Annotated in this window: 13 protein-coding genes; 7 read left to right on the top strand and 6 right to left on the bottom strand. The window is 70.2% G+C overall.

What is annotated here, in order from left to right:
• Positions 1–414: 414 nt before the first annotated feature.
• Together ACH4DZ_RS42080 and ptsP are read left to right on the top strand one after the other, a co-directional pair.
• Positions 415–864: a PTS glucose transporter subunit IIA gene (locus tag ACH4DZ_RS42080; RefSeq protein ID WP_398294691.1), complete on the top strand. Its 450-nt coding sequence runs from the start codon at positions 415–417 to the stop codon at positions 862–864.
• Between the two features lie 78 nt (positions 865–942).
• Entirely contained in the window at positions 943–2,613 is a 1,671-nt protein-coding gene (ptsP, locus tag ACH4DZ_RS42075) for a phosphoenolpyruvate--protein phosphotransferase (RefSeq protein ID WP_398294689.1), read from the top strand.
• 77 nt (positions 2,614–2,690) lie between these two features.
• On the opposite strand, the gene ACH4DZ_RS42070 is transcribed toward ptsP, so the two are convergent.
• Positions 2,691–3,587: a hypothetical protein gene (locus tag ACH4DZ_RS42070; protein WP_398294687.1), complete on the bottom strand. Its 897-nt coding sequence runs from the start codon at positions 3,585–3,587 to the stop codon at positions 2,691–2,693.
• 97 nt (positions 3,588–3,684) lie between these two features.
• Complete coding sequence (locus ACH4DZ_RS42065; protein WP_398294686.1) at positions 3,685–5,652, bottom strand: acetoacetate--CoA ligase; 1,968 nt, start codon at positions 5,650–5,652, stop codon at positions 3,685–3,687.
• A gap of 213 nt (positions 5,653–5,865) precedes the next feature.
• Here ACH4DZ_RS42065 and ACH4DZ_RS42060 point away from each other — a divergent pair, with 213 nt between their 5' ends.
• The gene (locus ACH4DZ_RS42060) at positions 5,866–8,232 is read left to right on the top strand and encodes a glycoside hydrolase family 31 protein (protein ID WP_398294684.1); all 2,367 of its coding nucleotides are present in this window, start codon (positions 5,866–5,868) and stop codon (positions 8,230–8,232) included.
• A 29-nt stretch (positions 8,233–8,261) separates the two neighbouring features.
• On the opposite strand, the gene ACH4DZ_RS42055 is transcribed toward ACH4DZ_RS42060, so the two are convergent.
• Together ACH4DZ_RS42055 and ACH4DZ_RS42050 are read right to left on the bottom strand one after the other, a co-directional pair.
• A complete protein-coding gene (locus ACH4DZ_RS42055; protein ID WP_398294682.1) occupies positions 8,262–8,798 on the bottom strand; it encodes an NUDIX domain-containing protein in 537 nt (178 codons plus the stop codon).
• Positions 8,799–8,890: 92 nt separating this feature from the next.
• Positions 8,891–9,700 (bottom strand): M15 family metallopeptidase, encoded by an 810-nt coding sequence (locus ACH4DZ_RS42050; RefSeq protein ID WP_398294680.1) that lies wholly within the window; start codon positions 9,698–9,700, stop codon positions 8,891–8,893.
• A gap of 348 nt (positions 9,701–10,048) precedes the next feature.
• Between ACH4DZ_RS42050 and ACH4DZ_RS42045 the strand changes: the two genes are divergently transcribed.
• The 4 genes from ACH4DZ_RS42045 (at position 10,049) to glpK (ending at position 14,369) form a co-directional block, all read left to right on the top strand.
• Entirely contained in the window at positions 10,049–10,495 is a 447-nt protein-coding gene (locus tag ACH4DZ_RS42045) for a Zn-ribbon domain-containing OB-fold protein (protein ID WP_398294678.1), read from the top strand.
• On the top strand, positions 10,492–11,682 hold the full coding sequence (locus ACH4DZ_RS42040) for a lipid-transfer protein (protein ID WP_398294676.1): 1,191 nt from the start codon (positions 10,492–10,494) through the stop codon (positions 11,680–11,682). The genes ACH4DZ_RS42045 and ACH4DZ_RS42040 overlap by 4 nt, the downstream gene beginning before the upstream one ends.
• Positions 11,683–12,032: 350 nt before the next feature.
• On the top strand, positions 12,033–12,758 hold the full coding sequence (locus ACH4DZ_RS42035; RefSeq protein ID WP_398294674.1) for an MIP/aquaporin family protein: 726 nt from the start codon (positions 12,033–12,035) through the stop codon (positions 12,756–12,758).
• Between the two features lie 102 nt (positions 12,759–12,860).
• Positions 12,861–14,369, top strand: coding sequence for a glycerol kinase GlpK (gene glpK, locus ACH4DZ_RS42030; RefSeq protein ID WP_398294672.1), 1,509 nt, complete (start codon positions 12,861–12,863; stop codon positions 14,367–14,369).
• Between the two features lie 99 nt (positions 14,370–14,468).
• On the opposite strand, the gene ACH4DZ_RS42025 is transcribed toward glpK, so the two are convergent.
• Together ACH4DZ_RS42025 and ACH4DZ_RS42020 are read right to left on the bottom strand one after the other, a co-directional pair.
• Entirely contained in the window at positions 14,469–15,074 is a 606-nt protein-coding gene (locus tag ACH4DZ_RS42025) for a GTP-binding protein (RefSeq protein WP_398294670.1), read from the bottom strand.
• Between the two features lie 61 nt (positions 15,075–15,135).
• Positions 15,136–15,531, bottom strand: a complete 396-nt coding sequence (locus tag ACH4DZ_RS42020) for a DUF742 domain-containing protein (RefSeq protein WP_398294668.1) — start codon at positions 15,529–15,531, stop codon at positions 15,136–15,138.
• Positions 15,532–15,539 lie beyond the last annotated feature (8 nt).

Below are 15,539 nucleotides of genomic sequence, written 5' to 3'. Positions count from 1 at the left end.
CGTTGATTTTTGGCACGCTGTTGAGTTCTCAAGGAACGGACGCTTCCTTTGTACTCACCCTCTCGGGCTTTCCTCCGGGCGCTTCCCTTCGTGTTCCCAAACTCTATCAGTGAATTTCCGTCTCCCTGACCACCGATTCTGCGAACATGCAGAACCAGACCCCGAGAAAGGATCTGACAAGTTTGGGTGCTGCCAGGCACGGACACACTTTCGCGTCCCTCGGCCTCAAGCAGGAGTACGACACTACACGGGGCTCCGGAGCGGGCGCAAATCGTTTCCGCTGGGCGCTACGACCGCCAACCGGCTCCACTGGCGCGGAACCGTCACTTCTCATGACTTACGCTGCTCAACAGTGCGCCGTCCGGGACAGGCAGTGACGGCCCATATGAATCCCCGCCCCTCGGGAGGCTTCCCATGACCATCGTGACGTCCCCTCTTGCAGGACGCACCATCGGACTCACCGCTGTACCCGATCCGGTCTTCTCCGGGGCCATGGTGGGCCCCGGGACCGCGATCGACCCCGTACGGGAGGCCTCGGAGGCAGTCTCACCCATCGACGGCGTCGTCGTCTCCCTGCACCCGCACGCCTTCGTCGTGGTCGACGACGAAGGTCATGGAGTGCTGACGCATCTGGGCATCGACACCGTTCAGCTCAACGGTGAGGGTTTCGAGCTGCTCGTCAACAAGGGTGACACCGTGCGGCGTGGGCAGGCCGTGGTGCGCTGGGACCCCGCCGCCGTCGAAGCGGCCGGCAAGTCCCCCATCTGTCCCGTCGTGGCACTCGAAGCCACAGCGGAGTCCCTCTCCGACGTCAGCGTTGACGGCGAAGTGAAGGCTGGCGACGCTCTCTTCAGCTGGCACTGACCTCATAGCCGTCGGCGACGGCAGGTACGGCACGACATCACGGCGGCAGGGCCCGCCGCTCTATCGGAAACTGGTGACATGGAGACAACGCTGCGAGGCGTCGGCGTGAGCCACGGTGTGGCGATCGGCGAAGTTCGGCACATGGGAACGGCGGTGCTCGAACCGCCTGCCAAGCAGATACCGGTGCAGGACGCGGAGCGCGAACAGGGGCGCGCCCGCAAGGCCGTGGAAGCCGTGGCCGCCGACCTGATGGCGCGGGGCAATCTGGCGGGCGGCGAGGCCCAGGCCGTTCTTGAGGCCCAGGCCATGATGGCCCAGGACCCGGAGCTCATGGCCGACGTCGAACGGCGTATTGCCGTCGGAAGCACGGCGGAGCGCGGGGTGTACGACGCGTTCGCCTCGTACCGCGCCCTGCTGGCGAACGCCGGTGAGTACCTCGCGGGCCGGGTGGCGGACCTCGACGATGTGCGGAACCGTATCGTCGCCCGGCTGCTCGGTGTTCCGATGCCGGGTGTTCCCGACAGTGACGAGCCGTACGTCCTCATCGCTCGTGATCTCGCGCCGGCCGACACGGCGCTCCTGGACCCGACGCTCGTTCTCGGTTTCGTCACCGAGGAGGGCGGGCCGACGAGCCACAGCGCGATCCTGGCACGGGCTCTCGGTGTGCCCGCCGTGGTGGCGCTGCCTGGTGCCGGTGAGCTGGCCGAGGGCACGATGGTCGCCGTGGACGGCAGCACCGGTGAGATCTTCGTGAACCCGAGTGCGGAGAAGAAGGCCGAGCTGGAGGCCGCGGCGGCGGCGCGCAGGGCGGCGCTCGCCGGGTCGACCGGGCCCGGGGCCACCTCCGACGGACACAGGGTTCCCCTGCTGGTCAACATCGGCGGCCCGGCGGACGTTCCGGCGGCGGTCGAGGCCGGTGCCGAGGGCGTGGGTCTGTTCCGCACCGAGTTCCTCTTCCTCGACGACAGCAAGAACGCGCCGTCCGAGGAGAAGCAGGTCGAGGCGTACCGCCAGGTGCTTGAGGCCTTTCCCGAGGGGCGCGTCGTGGTGCGCGTGCTCGACGCGGGCGCCGACAAACCGCTCGACTTCCTGACGCCCGCCGACGAGCCGAACCCGGCGCTGGGCGTGCGCGGTCTGCGGTCGCTGCTCGATCACCCCGATGTCCTGCGTACGCAGCTGACGGCGTTGTCGAAGGCTTCCGAGGGGCTGCCCGTCCACCTTGAGGTCATGGCGCCCATGGTCGCCGACCGTGCGGACGCCAAGGCGTTCGCCGACGCGTGCCGTGCGGCGGGACTGCAGGCGAAGTTCGGCGCCATGGTCGAGATTCCGTCGGCCTCTCTGCGGGCGCGCTCGATCCTGCAGGAGGTCGAGTTCTTGTCGCTCGGGACCAACGACCTCGCGCAGTACACCTTCGCCGCCGACCGTCAGGTGGGCGCAGTGTCCCGGCTGCAGGATCCGTGGCAGCCGGCGCTGCTCGACCTGGTCGCGATGTCCGCCGAGGCGGCCCGGGCCGAGGGCAAGAGCTGTGGCGTCTGCGGCGAGGCCGCTTCGGACCCGCTGCTCGCGTGTGTGCTGACCGGTCTGGGTGTCACCTCCCTCTCCATGGGTGCGGCGTCGATTCCCTACGTCCGGGCGACGCTGGCCAAGTACACGCTGGCGCAGTGCGAGCGGGCCGCGGCGGCCGCGCGTGCCTGCGACAGCGCCGAAGAGGCGCGTACCGCGGCTCAGGCAGTGCTGTCCGGCGAGTAGTCGGGCGAGTAGTCATCCGTGATCGAGGGGCGCTCCACCGAAAGGTGGGGCGCCCTTCGCATGTTCGGTGCGCGTGTTCAGTGCGTGTGCGCGGTCGTGTGGCCGTCGTCGCCCAGGTCCGGTGGCGCGCAGTAGTCGACGCCCGACTCCGGTGAGACGAGGTCGCCCGATTCGACGTCCGTGCAGTAGGCGTCGAAGACTTCTCCCGCGGTGAGGGGTTCCAGGCCCTCGCCCCGCAGGCGCCAGCCGTAGACCTGGTCGGTCGCGTGGGGTGCGGCGGTGCGCATGACGAGGCCGCCGGCGCTCCGGGTGGCGATGCCCAGCGCGAGGACGGTGGTGAATTCGAGTGCCTCGGCCTCGTCCAGGTGCGGTGTTCCGTACTGGTCGTCGTCGGTGCGCAGGACGGCCACCAGTGCCTCGGGCTCCGTGGAGACACTGCACACGAGGTGCCGCTCGCCGGGGCCCGAGGCCTGGAGGATGCGGACGAGTAGATCCGAGGCCCGCTGGAAGGCCGCTCGGCCGATGTCCTCGCCGCAGGACGCGCAACTGCCGATCCGGGCCAGGAGCGTGGTCGCGTACTCCCAGGTGGCTCGGCGGACCGCTTCGTCGATGAGGTCGGGGACGAGGGTGTCGAGGGTCTGGCCTTCGTAGGGGACGGTCGCGCCTGTCGTGGCGAGCTCCGCCGTGAAGCGGGTGCGGCTGGACGCGGTGTCGGGGTCGAGTGCGTGCTCGGCGCAGAACTCCGCGTACTCCTCGGGGTCGAAGAGTGCCACCGTGGTGTGGCCGCCCTCGGACGCGAGTGTCCTGAGGAGGGCTTCCACCTGCCGGAGGTAGCTGGTGTGGTCGTCGAAGGCGAAGGTGCGGTAGCGGCGTCGCATGGCGGTGAAGTCCTGCTCGTCGGTCAGCAGGCCGATCGTTCCGGCGACTTCGCGGCGCAGGACGCGTCGCATGGTCTGGTGCTGGGTGTGCGCCATCTTTCCCCCTGTGCGCGGTGATCAATGCTCACTCACCGTAACCGGCGGCACTGACAATCCGCCTCGGTGGGTGCGGGGCGGTCGCGGCGGGGCCCGGTCAGGCGCGGTCGCGGGCCAGTTGCTCGTAGAACCGGAGCAGGTGGAGGTTGTCGACGGAGCCGGGGTTGACGGCCTTTTCGAGGGGGGTGCCCTGGAGGAGGCGTTTGACCGGGACCTCGATGCGTTTGCCCGTCAGGGTGTGGGGGATGCCGGGGACTTCGATCACCTCGTCGGGGATGTGGCGGGGTGAGAGCTGTTCCCGGATGGTCCGCTTGATTCGGCCGAGGAGGGCTTCGTCGAGTTCGGCTCCCGGTGCCAGGTGGACGAAGAGCGGCATCCAGTAGCCCCCGTCGGGCTGTTCGACGCCGATGACGAGGGATTCACGGATCTCCGGAAGACGTTCGACCGCTTCGTAGATGTCGGCCGACCCCATGCGTACGCCCTGGCGGTTGAGGGTGGAGTCCGAGCGGCCGTGGATGACGACGGAACCGCGTGAGGTGAGGGTGATCCAGTCGCCGTGGCGCCAGGCTCCGGGGTACGTGTCGAAGTAACTGTCGTGGTAGCGGCTGCCGTCGGGGTCGTTCCAGAAGTGGATCGGCATGGACGGCATGGGGTTGGTGACGACGAGTTCACCGACCTCGTCGATGAGGGGTTTGCCGCTCGGGTCCCAGGACTGGAGGTCGGTGCCGAGGCCCGGGGCCTGGAGCTCGCCGATGTGGACGGGGAGGGTGGGGACCGCTCCCGCGAAGCAGGAGCACACGTCGGTGCCGCCGCTGACGGAGGCGATCCACAGGTCGTCGCGCACCTCGTCGTGGAGCCAGCGGAATCCGTCGGGCGGCAGGGGTGAGCCCGTGGTGGCGACGCATTTGATCCGGGAGAGGTCGAAGTCGCGGGAGGGGTGGACGTCCGCCTTGCGGCAGGCCATGACGTATGCCGCCGAGGTGCCGTACAGGGTGGCGCCGGTGCGTTCGGCGATGCGCCACTGGGCGCCGGTGTCCGGATAGCCGGGGCTGCCGTCGTACAGGACGATCGTGGTGCCGGTCAGGAGGCCGGAGACGAGGAAGTTCCACATCATCCAGCCGGTGGACGTGTACCAGAAGAAGCGGTCCTCGGGTCCCAGGTCGCAGTGCAGGCCGAGCTGTTTGAGGTGCTCCACGAGGATGCCGCCCTGCGACTGGACGATGGCCTTGGGCAGGCCGGTCGTGCCGGAGGAGTAGAGCACCCAGAGCGGGTGGTCGAAAGGCACCTCTTCGTAGACGGGTGCGACGTCCGACGAGGTGAGGGCGGACCATTCCAGGGCGCCTTCGGGGGGCTCGGTGCCGAGCAGCGGGATGTGGACGACGGCGCGCAGGGTGGGCAGTTCGCGGCGCAGTTCGGCGACGGTGTCCCTGCGGTCGTGCTCCTTGCCTCCGTAGCGGTAGCCGTCGACGGCGAAGAGGACGACGGGTTCGACCTGCTGGAAGCGGTCCAGGACGCTGCGGGCGCCGAAGTCCGGGGCGCAGGACGTCCACACCGCACCGACGGCGGCGGTGGCGAGGAGGGCGGCCACGGCCTGGGGGATGTTCGGGAGGTAGCCGCTGACGCGGTCTCCGGGGCGTACTCCGAGGGCACGCAGTTCGGCGGCCAGGGAGCCGACCTGTCGGCGTAGGTCGGACCAGCTCACGGGGCGGGGCTCGTGGGTCTCGTCGACGTACAGGAGGGCCGGTTCGTCCGCCCGGGTGTCGGCCGCTCGCAGTGCGTGCTCGGCGTAGTTGAGGGTGGCTCCGGGGAACCACTGGGCTCCCGGCATCGAGCGGTCGCCCAGCACGCGGGTGTAGGGGGTGGAGAACCGTACGTCGAAGAAGTCCGTGACGGCTTCCCAGAAGGTGTCCAGTTCGTCCACGGACCAGCGGTGCAGGTCGGCGTAGCCGCCCTCCGCGGGGGCTCCGTGATGCTCGGCCGCCCAGGCCTGGAATCGGGTGATCCGTGCCTGGGCGATGTGCTCCCGGTCGGGCTGCCAGAGCGGTGAGGGGTTCGATGAGGTCATGGGTCGGCTCCCGGACTGCGCGCGTCATGTGCGTGTACCGCGCACGGACTGGGGTGTGCGCGTCACGCGGCTGAGACGGACGATGCCATGTGATCGACTTTGACACCAGGGTTGGCCCCACATAGTCCGCCCCGTGAACATGTGGTGTCGCCATGGGTGAACGGAAGCTGAACGGAACACTCGTAGGTCCATTCGGGTGGCAGGCTGAGCGGCATGAACGGTCGTGACCTGGTGCGTTCGATGAAGGCGTTCGGTTCGGCGGGGGCGGGCCAGGGCTTGCTCACCGTGCGGGCCGCGTGGCGCAGGAGGCGTATCGACGCCGTCGGGCTGCCGGTGCGGGGGGCTGAACGCGCGCGCGTACCCGGGCCCGTGCTGTCCGCGGAACCCGCGCCCGGCGGCGGCATCGTCCGGTTCACCCGGTCGGAGCTGCGGATCACCGTCACGACCGGTGGAGCGGTCTTCTGGGGCTGGGACGGGGCGGGGCCCGAGCCGTCGTACGCGCTCGCGGGCGGTGCTCCCGAGCCGGATCCGCGGACGGTGCTGGAGCCGGACAAGGACGGCGCCTGGCGGGTGGTGGCGGAGCGGATGACGGTGGTCGTGTCGCGGCTCGGCGCCGTGGACGTGCGCACGCCGGGCGGGGTGAGTCTGCGGCGCGATCTGCCGCCGCGGTGGTGGGAGCCCGTCGGCGGTGGGCGGGCCCGCTGGATGCAGCGCTCCGAAGTCGCCGCGGACGCGCGTTTCTTCGGCCTCGGCGGGCGGGCTTCGGGGCTCCGGCTGCGCGACGGGACGTACGGACTGTGGAACACCGCTCCTGGGCACGCCTTCGGTCCCGGTGACGATCCGCTGCACCTCACCATGCCGGTGCAGATGGTGCTGGCCGACGCGGCCACCCACCTGGTGTTCCACGACAGCTCCTGTGACGGCACCGTGACCCTGCGCGAGGGCGAGGAGGGCGCCGGGTCCGGGCACGACCGGGCCGGTACGAGCGATCTGCGCATGGACGGCGGGCCGCTGCGCTGCTGGGTGATGGTGGGCACTCCCGCGCGCGTGCTGCAGACCTGGGCGTCCCTGACGGGTGCCGCCGCGCTGCCGCCGGCCTGGGCCCTGGGGCACCATCACGTGCGGCGGGGCCTCGGGAGCGAGCAGGAGGTGCGGCGGATCGTGGGCGGTCACCACGAGCACGGACTGCCGCTGGACGCCGTGCACCTGGGCGTCGACCACTTCGACGCGCACCGGACGTTCACTGTCGACCGGGACCGCTTCCCGAAGCTGCCGGTGCTCGCGGAGGAACTGCGCCGGGACGGGATCCGGCTGGTGTCGATCGTGGAACCGGCCGTCAGGCCCGAACCGGGCAACTCCGTGTACGACGCCGGTACCGCCGAGGACGTCTACGTGCGGGACTCCGCCGGAGAGGTGGTGCGCGGTGTGGTCCGGTCGGGCGAGGCGGTCCATCCGGACTTCACGCGCGCGCGTACGCGCCGGTGGTGGGGCGGGCTCTACGGGGAGCGGCTCTCCCAGGGGTTCGCCGGCTTCTGGCACGACCTGGACGAGCCGGTGTCCCTCACCGCGTTCGGTGAGTCCACGCTGCCCCGTTCGGCGCGGCACGACCTGGAGGGCCGCGGCGGCGACCATCGTGAGGCGCACAACGTGTACGCCCTCACCATGGCCCGGGCCGCCTACGAGGGGCTGAGGGAACTGGCGCCCCGGGAGCGGCCGTTCCTGTTCTCGCGTTCGGGGTGGGCCGGAACGCAGCGCTACGGAGGGGCCTGGTCCGGGGAGGCGGCCACGGGCTGGCCCGGTCTGCGGGCGTCGCTCTCGCTGGTGCTGGGGCTGGGGCTGTGCGGAGTGCCGTACTCGGGCCCCGACGTGGGCGGCGTCGACGGGAGCCCCTCCCCCGAGCTGTATCTGCGGTGGCTCCAGCTGGGCGCGTATCTGCCGCTCTTCCGTACGGTCGCGGGTCCGCGGGCCGGGGACGGGGAGCCCTGGGAGTTCGGTGACGAGGTTCTGGAGCACGCGCGCGTGGCGCTGGTCGAGCGCCGGCGGCTGCTGCCGTACTTCATGACGCTGGCCCATCTCGCACGGCGTACGGGTGCGCCCTATGCGCGGCCTCTGTGGTGGGGCGTCCCGGAGGACAGGGCGTTGCGCGACTGCGAGGACGCCTTCCTGCTGGGTGACTGTCTCCTGGTGGCTCCGGTGCTGGATCCGGGGACGGACCGGCGTGCCGTGCGGTTGCCGCGGGGCCGCTGGTACGACGTGGAGACCGAGCGGGTGTACGAAGGGCCCGCCCAGGTGCTGGTCGACGCCCCTCTGTCACGGATTCCGGTACTGGTCCGTGCGGGTGCCGTGCTGCCGGTACGCGGCGACGACGGCTCTCTGGAGCTGGAGGTGTGGGCGCCCGCCCACGGACGGGCCGGGGGCGGGCTGGTGGTCGCCGACTCGGGGGACGGCTGGGAGGAGCCGGCGATCGAGCGTTATGTGACGCGTCGGCAGGGGGCGCGCGTGGTCGTGGAGCGGGAGGGGGTGGACGGCCCGGTCGAGCCGTCCCTTCCCGTACGGGTGCGGGGACTGGGGACCCGATAGGCGGGCTCCGAAGGCCCCCCCGGGGTTCCTCAGATGTACCGGCCCTCGAACCATGCCCTGGCCGCCATGGTGTGCAGCGGAAAGGCGAGTTCGGTCGACCTGCGCAGCAGGTGCCAGCCCTCGGTCTCGTCCGTCGCGACGGACGGCGGCAGGTCGTCGGCGGGACGCTCCGGGAGGGCTCCGAAGAGCAGCAGGTGCCCGTCGGGTGAGCTCAGCGCGTCGACGAGGCGTACGTCGCGGCTCGCCGCGACGATACCCGTCTCCTCCTTGAGCTCACGGACGACGGCCTGCCGCCAGTCCTCCCTGTGGTCGATGAACCCTCCGGGCAGAGCGACTCCCCCGCGCGCGGGGGAGATCGTTCTGGTGATGACGACCAGGGCCGCCCCCTTCGTGTCGTACACGGGCTGCAGGGCCACCGCGACCGGCAACGGGTTGCGGTAGGCCACACCGCCGCAGGAGGCGCAGGTACGGGGCCAGCCGGAGACGCCTTCTCCGTAGGGTGCGCCGCAGCTCGAACAGTGGGTGCCCGGCGCGGAGTTGGCGGACGAGATATGGGATGGAGACACGCCCGGGACTGTATCCGATGATCAGAAGGTTGTTTCGGCTGGCCGCCTCAGGTGGTGGTTCAGCGGTGCCTCGATGGCGTTTCGGTGCCTGTTCACCGGGGCGTGACCAGAGATGCGGTCGAGACCGGGAAGTCGAAGTAGGTGTCGGGGTAGGCCTCGGGTTTGAAGGTGAAGTGCCACCACTCCTCGGCGAGGTTCACGAAGCCGAGGCCTTCGAGGGTGCCCTTCAGGAGGAGCCTGTTGGCGCGCTGCTGTCCCTGGACGCGCGGGTCGAGCGTGTGCGACAGGGTGTCGAAGCAGTCGTAGCCCGTGCCCATGTCCACCGAGTTGTCCGGGAAACGCTCGCTCCGGGGCGCGAAGCAGGGCACGAGGGGTTCTCCGGGGACGTACGGGCGGGTCGGCTTCGCCGGGATCTTCACGATCGTGAGGTCCATGGTCGAGCCGCGGCTGTGGCCGGACTTCTCGGCGATGTAACCGTCCTCGAACAGCCGGGTCTTGTCGACGTTCGGGTAGAACTCGTCCTTCATGCTCTGGTCGTCGAGGTCCTCGGCCCAGCGGACGAAGTGGTCGACGGCTCGCTGGGGCCGGTAGCAGTCGTACACCTTCAGGGAGTAGCCCTGGGGCAGGAGTTGCCGCTGGGCCTCGTGGAGGGCTTCGGCGGCGGGCCTGGTGAGGATGCACAGCGGCTCGCGGTAGCCGTCGATGCGCTCGCCCACGAAGTTGTGCGGGGTGAAGTAGCGCATCTCCTGGATGATCGTGCGGTCCACGGACCGGAGGGCCACGAAGTCCTCGGGTGCCTTCGGTTCGGGTGTCGCCGTCGCGGTGGCGGAGGCGGCGCTGACGGCGAGCAGGGCGGCGAGCGTGGTGACGAGAGCGCGTACCGCTGTGGTGAGTCGGGTCATGACCCATGCGTCTATCAGGCGCCGGCTCCCCGAGGGAAGCGATCGGATACGGTCCGCGCCCGATCGGCCGGCCGGACCGGGCCCCGGAGGACAGGGATCCGGGTGACCGGATCGGGTGGCTCCGGGCGAGGGACGGCCGGGACCACCCCCGTAGGCCCCGGTCGTCCCTGCCGATGGTCGGACGCCCAGGGGCCTCCGGCGGTTCTCCGCGGTCACCCGCGGTTCTCCGCACCGGGCGGCGTGCTCCGTGCACACTGCCCAATCGGCGCGGCCCGTGACAGACTTCTGACGTTCCGTCAGATCCATCGGATCCGTCAGATGCGTCAGATCCAGCGTCGTGGAGGAACCTTGTCGCGCACTCGTACACCCGTCGTCACCGGCTGGTTCGCCGGCGAGGGAGACGACTTCCGGCTCCTCGGCACGCGCTGCTCGGCCTGCGCGTCCGTGTTCTTCCCCCGGGAAGACGCCTTCTGCCGCAATCCGGGTTGCTCCGGCGGCGAACTGATGGAGGTACCGCTTTCGAGGCGGGGCCGTATCTGGTCCTACACGGACAGTCGGTACCGGCCGCCGTCACCCTACGTGTCCGATCGGGAACTCGAATGGCAGCCCTACGCGTTGATCGCTGTGGAGCTGGCGGCCGAGCGCCTCGTGGTGCTCGGGCAGACGGTTCCCGGCGTCGCCGTCGCCGATCTGACGGTAGGCATGGAGGTGGAGGTCGTCCCGGGCGTGCTGAACGAGGACGCGGAGACGACCTGGACGACCTGGCACTGGCGGCCGACGGGGGTGATGGCATGACGAACGACGTGGCGGTGCTCGGCGCGGGCATGCACCCGTGGGGCAAGTGGGGGCGGTCCTTCGTCGGGTACGGGACGGTGGCGGCGCGCGAGGCGCTGTCCGACGCGGGCCTCGACTGGCGTCGGGTCGGCTCGATCGTCGGCGCGGACACGGTGCGTGGCGGCTATCCGGGATATGTGGCCGGAGCGACGTTCGCCAGGGCGCTGGGCTGGCAGGGGGCCCGGGTGGCGAGTGTGTACGCCGCGTGCGCGTCGGGGGCGCAGGCCGTCAGCACCGCGCGGGCCCAGATCCTTGCGGGACTCGCGGACGTGGTGCTCGTGGTGGGCGCGGACGCGGCGCCGAAGGGGTTCTTCCGGCCCGCGGGCGGGGACAGGTCCGACGATCCGGACTGGCTGCGGTTCCGTGTCCTGGGGGCGACGAATCCGACGTACTTCGGGCTGTACGCGCGTCGGCGGATGGCGGTCCACGGGGACACCCTGGAGGACTTCGCGCGGGTCAAGGTGAAGAACGCGGCCATGGGGGCGCTGAATCCGAACGCGCGCTACCGCAAGCGGGTCACCGCGGAGGAGGTCGCCGCATCGGCCGTGGTCGCCGATCCGCTGCGGCTGCTCGACATCTGCGCCACCTCGGACGGCGGGGCGGCGCTGGTGCTGTCCAGCATGGAGTTCGCTCGTCGGCACGGGGCCGCGGACCCGGTGCGGATCCGCGCGGTGTCCACGGTGACGCCCCGCTATCCCAACGCCGTGCTGGACCTGCCCGACATCGCGACGGACTCGGCGGTCGCGGTGGAGCCCGCGGCCGAGACGTTCCGCGCGTCGATCGCGCGGGCGGCGTACGAGGAGGCGGGGATCGGTCCGCGGGACCTCTCGCTCGCCGAGGTCTACGACCTGTCCACGGCCCTGGAGCTGCAGTGGTACGAGGATCTGGGACTGTGCGGTGAGGGCGGGGCGGCCAAGCTCCTCGGGGAGGGCGCGACGGCACCGGGCGGGCGCATACCCGTCAACATGAGCGGTGGACTCTCGTCCTTCGGAGAGGCCGTTCCCGCACAGGCCATCGCCCAGGTCTGCGAGCTCACCTGGCAGTTGCGGGGAGCGGCGGGCGACCGGCAGGTGGCGGGCGCCCGGGTCGGAGTCACCGCGAACCAGGGCCTGTTCGGGCACGGGTCGGCCGTGATCGCCGTGCGATGAGGCGGCGGGCCGGACCTCGGCGGCGCACGGCTTCGCGGCGGCGGGCGATCGGCGCGAGGTGTGGGTGCGAACCGTTCTCGCCCGCGACCTTGACGCTCCCACAGTGCCGGTGAACACTTCCGGTGTCAGTCGGCGTCGCCGCAATTCGGCGTATTCGGGCACTTCGCCGCGCGGGCCCTCGTCCGCGCCAACGGGGCATCTCCCACCGGCGATTCGGCTGCTACGGCACGCTTGTCACGGACGCCGGGCGGGGCGCGGGATCTCCCTGCCCTCGGCTGAAGTAGCCATGGGAACGCACCCTGCACGGTGGACCGGGGCGGATCGCCCCGGGTTTGGGCCTAGGAGCCGCCATGAGCAACGGAGATGTTTTCGTCGGTGAGGTCATCGGCACAGCGATCCTCATCCTCTTCGGCGCCGGAGTGGTCGCCGCTGTGGTCCTCAACCACTCCAAGGCGAAGGACGCCGGCTGGGCCGTCATCGCCTTCGGCTGGGGCTTCGGTGTACTGGCCGGCGCGTACACCGCCGCGCCGCTGTCCGGCGGACACCTCAACCCGGCGGTGACGCTCGGCATCGCGATCGACACCGGCGACTGGGACCAGGTCCATCTCTACATCGCCGGTCAGATGGTCGGCGCGTTCCTCGGCGCGGTGCTGTGCTGGCTGGTCTACTTCGCGCAGTTCCAGGCCAATGCCGAGGACGAGATCGCGCAGCCGACGCTCGGGATCTTCTCCACCGCGCCCGAGATCCGCAATCCCGTGGCGAACCTCATCACCGAGATCATCGCGACCATCGGACTGGTCCTGCCGATCCTGGCCTTCGGGCTCACCGAGGGGCTCGGCCAGTCCGGTACCGCGATCCTGATCGTCGCGTTCCTCGTGGTCGGCATCGGTCTGTCGCTCGGCGGGCCGACGGGATACGCCATCAACCCGGCCCGTGACCTGGGCCCCCGTATCGCCCACGCCATCCTGCCGATCCCCAACAAGGGTACGTCGGACTGGAGTTACTCGTGGATCCCGGTGGTCGGGCCGCTGATCGGCGGAGCGCTGTCCGGGGTCATCTTCAACCTGGCCTTCTAGGCCCTGCTCGTCGCGTTCCCGCTGCCGGACGGATGACGGGCAGCGGGAACACGGCGCTGGGATCCACTGCCGCCTTACGCAGAATCCGACGAAGGGGACGTCATGCCGGACAAGTTCGTCGCCGCGATCGACCAGGGCACCACGTCGAGCCGCTGCATCGTCTTCAACCAGGACGGCGCGATCGTCGCCGTCGACCAGCGTGAGCACCGCCAGATCTTCCCCAAGCCCGGCTGGGTGGAGCACGACGCCACCGAGATCTGGTCGAAGGTGCAGGCAGTGGTCGCGGGCGCGCTCGCGAAGGCCGGGTTGCGCGCCGACCAGCTCAGCGCGCTGGGGATCACCAACCAGCGGGAGACGACGGTCCTGTGGGACCGCGCCACCGGCAAACCCGTGCACAACGCGATCGTCTGGCAGGACACCCGTACCTCCGCGCTCTGCGCCGAACTCGGCGGCCCGGACGGGCAGGACCGTTTCCGCGAGCAGACGGGACTGCCGCTGGCCAGCTACTTCTCCGGGCCCAAGGTGACCTGGCTGCTGGACAACGTACCGGGGCTGCGGGCCCGCGCCGAGCGCGGCGAGATCGCCTTCGGCACGATCGACTCCTGGCTGATCTGGAACCTCACCGGCGGCACCGACGGCGGCCGGCACGTCACCGACGTCACCAACGCCGGCCGCACCATGCTGATGAACCTCGAAACCCTTCAGTGGGACCCGTCCATCCTCTCCGCGATGAACGTCCCCGAAGCCGTCCTCCCCGAGATCAAGTCCTCCTCCGAGGTGTACGGAACCGCCGTGGGCCAGCTCGCCGGGGTCCCGGTGGCCTCCGCGCTGGGCGACCAGCAGGCGGCGGTGTTCGGGCAGGCCTGCTACGACGTGGGCACCGCCAAGAACACCTACGGGACAGGCAGCTTCCTGCTGCTCAACACCGGGAACCGGCCGGTGCCCTCGAAGAACGGGCTGCTGACCACCATGGGGTACAAGATCGGCTCGGAGGCGCCGGTCTACTGCCTGGAGGGGGCCATCGCGATCACGGGCGCGCTGGTGCAGTGGTTCCGCGACCAGCTCGGCATCATCCGTACCGCCGACGAGATCGAGACCCTGGCGACGAGTGTCGACGACAACGGAGGCGCGTACATCGTGCCCGCGTTCTCGGGTCTGTTCGCGCCGTACTGGCGCTCCGACGCGCGCGGGGTCGTCACGGGGCTGACCCGGTACGTCACGAAGGGGCATCTGGCGCGGGCGGTCCTGGAGGCGACGAGCTGGCAGACGCGTGAGGTCGTGGACGCGATGTTCCAGGACTCCGGGGTGCGGATCACGACGCTGAAGGTCGACGGCGGCATGACCAAGAACAACCTGCTCATGCAGCACCAGGCGGATGTGCTCGACGTGCCGGTGATCCGCCCGAAGGTCTCCGAGACGACGTGTCTGGGAGCGGCGTACGCGGCCGGTCTGGCGACCGGGGTGTGGAACGACCTCGACGAGCTGAAGACGCACTGGCAGAAGGACGTGGAGTGGACACCGTCCATGGAGGCGTCGGTCCGTGACCGCGAGTACGGCAACTGGCGCAAGGCGGTGGAGAAGAGCTTCGGCTGGCACGACGACGCGCGCTGAGTCCCGTTCTCGTGCCGTTTCGTCTCGCGTGCTCCACGCGTGCGTGGAGCACGAAATGCACCGGGAGCACCAGAAGCACGGCCTGGGCCGTCGTGTGCTTCAGCCGGTGACGGTGTGCCGGCGTTCGGCCGCGTACGCCATGGCGTGCTGGACGACCTCGATGAGGACTTCCTTGACCGACTCCCGGCCGCGTGCGTCGCACAGGACCACGGGGACCGCGGAGTCCAGGTCGAGGGCCTGACGGACGTCGTCCGCGGGGTAACGGGAAGCGCCCTCGAAGCAGTTGACGCCCACCACGAAGGGGATGGAGCGCCGCTCGAAGTAGTCGACCGCCGCGAAGCAGTCCTCCAGGCGGCGGGTGTCGGCGAGCACGACCGCACCCAGGGCGCCGGTCGCGAGTTCGTCCCACAGGAACCAGAAGCGGTCCTGGCCGGGGGTGCCGAAGAGGTACAGCACGAGGTCCTCGCGCAGCGTGATGCGGCCGAAGTCCATGGCTACCGTGGTGGTGTGCTTACCCTCCACCCCGCTGGTGTCGTCGACCGGACGGCCCGCCTCGGTCAGCAGTTCCTCGGTACGCAGCGGCTTGATCTCGCTGACGGCGCCGACCAGGGTGGTCTTGCCGACACCGAAGCCGCCCGCCACGAGGATCTTGAGAGTGACGGGCTCGACCGGGGCCTTGCCGCGTTCAGTGCGCCCGAAGATCATCGATCTCTTCTCTCGCTTCTCGCTCAGGTGGTGTCTCGTTGCCGCTGTGGTGGCACACGGTTCACAGGGCCCGGAGGCCGCTGATCACGTCACGCAGAATGCTTTCGTCCGGCAGCTCCGCCGGGGGTACCGGACGGGTCACACGGACCAGTTCGTCCTCGACGAGGTCGCCGATGAGAACCCGTACGACCCCGATGGGCAGGTCGAGTTCGGTGGCCAGTTCGGCGACCGACTGGGGGGTGTCACGGCAGAGTTCGACGATGTCCACGTGTTCCGGGGACAGGGAGTTGTCCGCCTCCGGGTCGGAGGCGTACTCCTCCGTCACCACCACCGCGATCAGGTCGAGGCGGTGCTGGCCGGGGCTGGTGGTACGGCCCCGTGTCATGGCATACGGACGGACCACCGGTCCGGCCTCGTCGTCGAACCAGTGGGACAGCTCCTGCCCGTCTCCGTTCATGCCAACTC

The sequence above is a fragment of the Streptomyces sp. NPDC017991 genome (assembly GCF_044328075.1).
Taxonomy (GTDB): domain Bacteria; phylum Actinomycetota; class Actinomycetes; order Streptomycetales; family Streptomycetaceae; genus Streptomyces.
The sequence above is the reverse complement of the archived record's forward strand: the minus strand, read 5'-3'. Positions and strand labels throughout refer to the sequence as shown.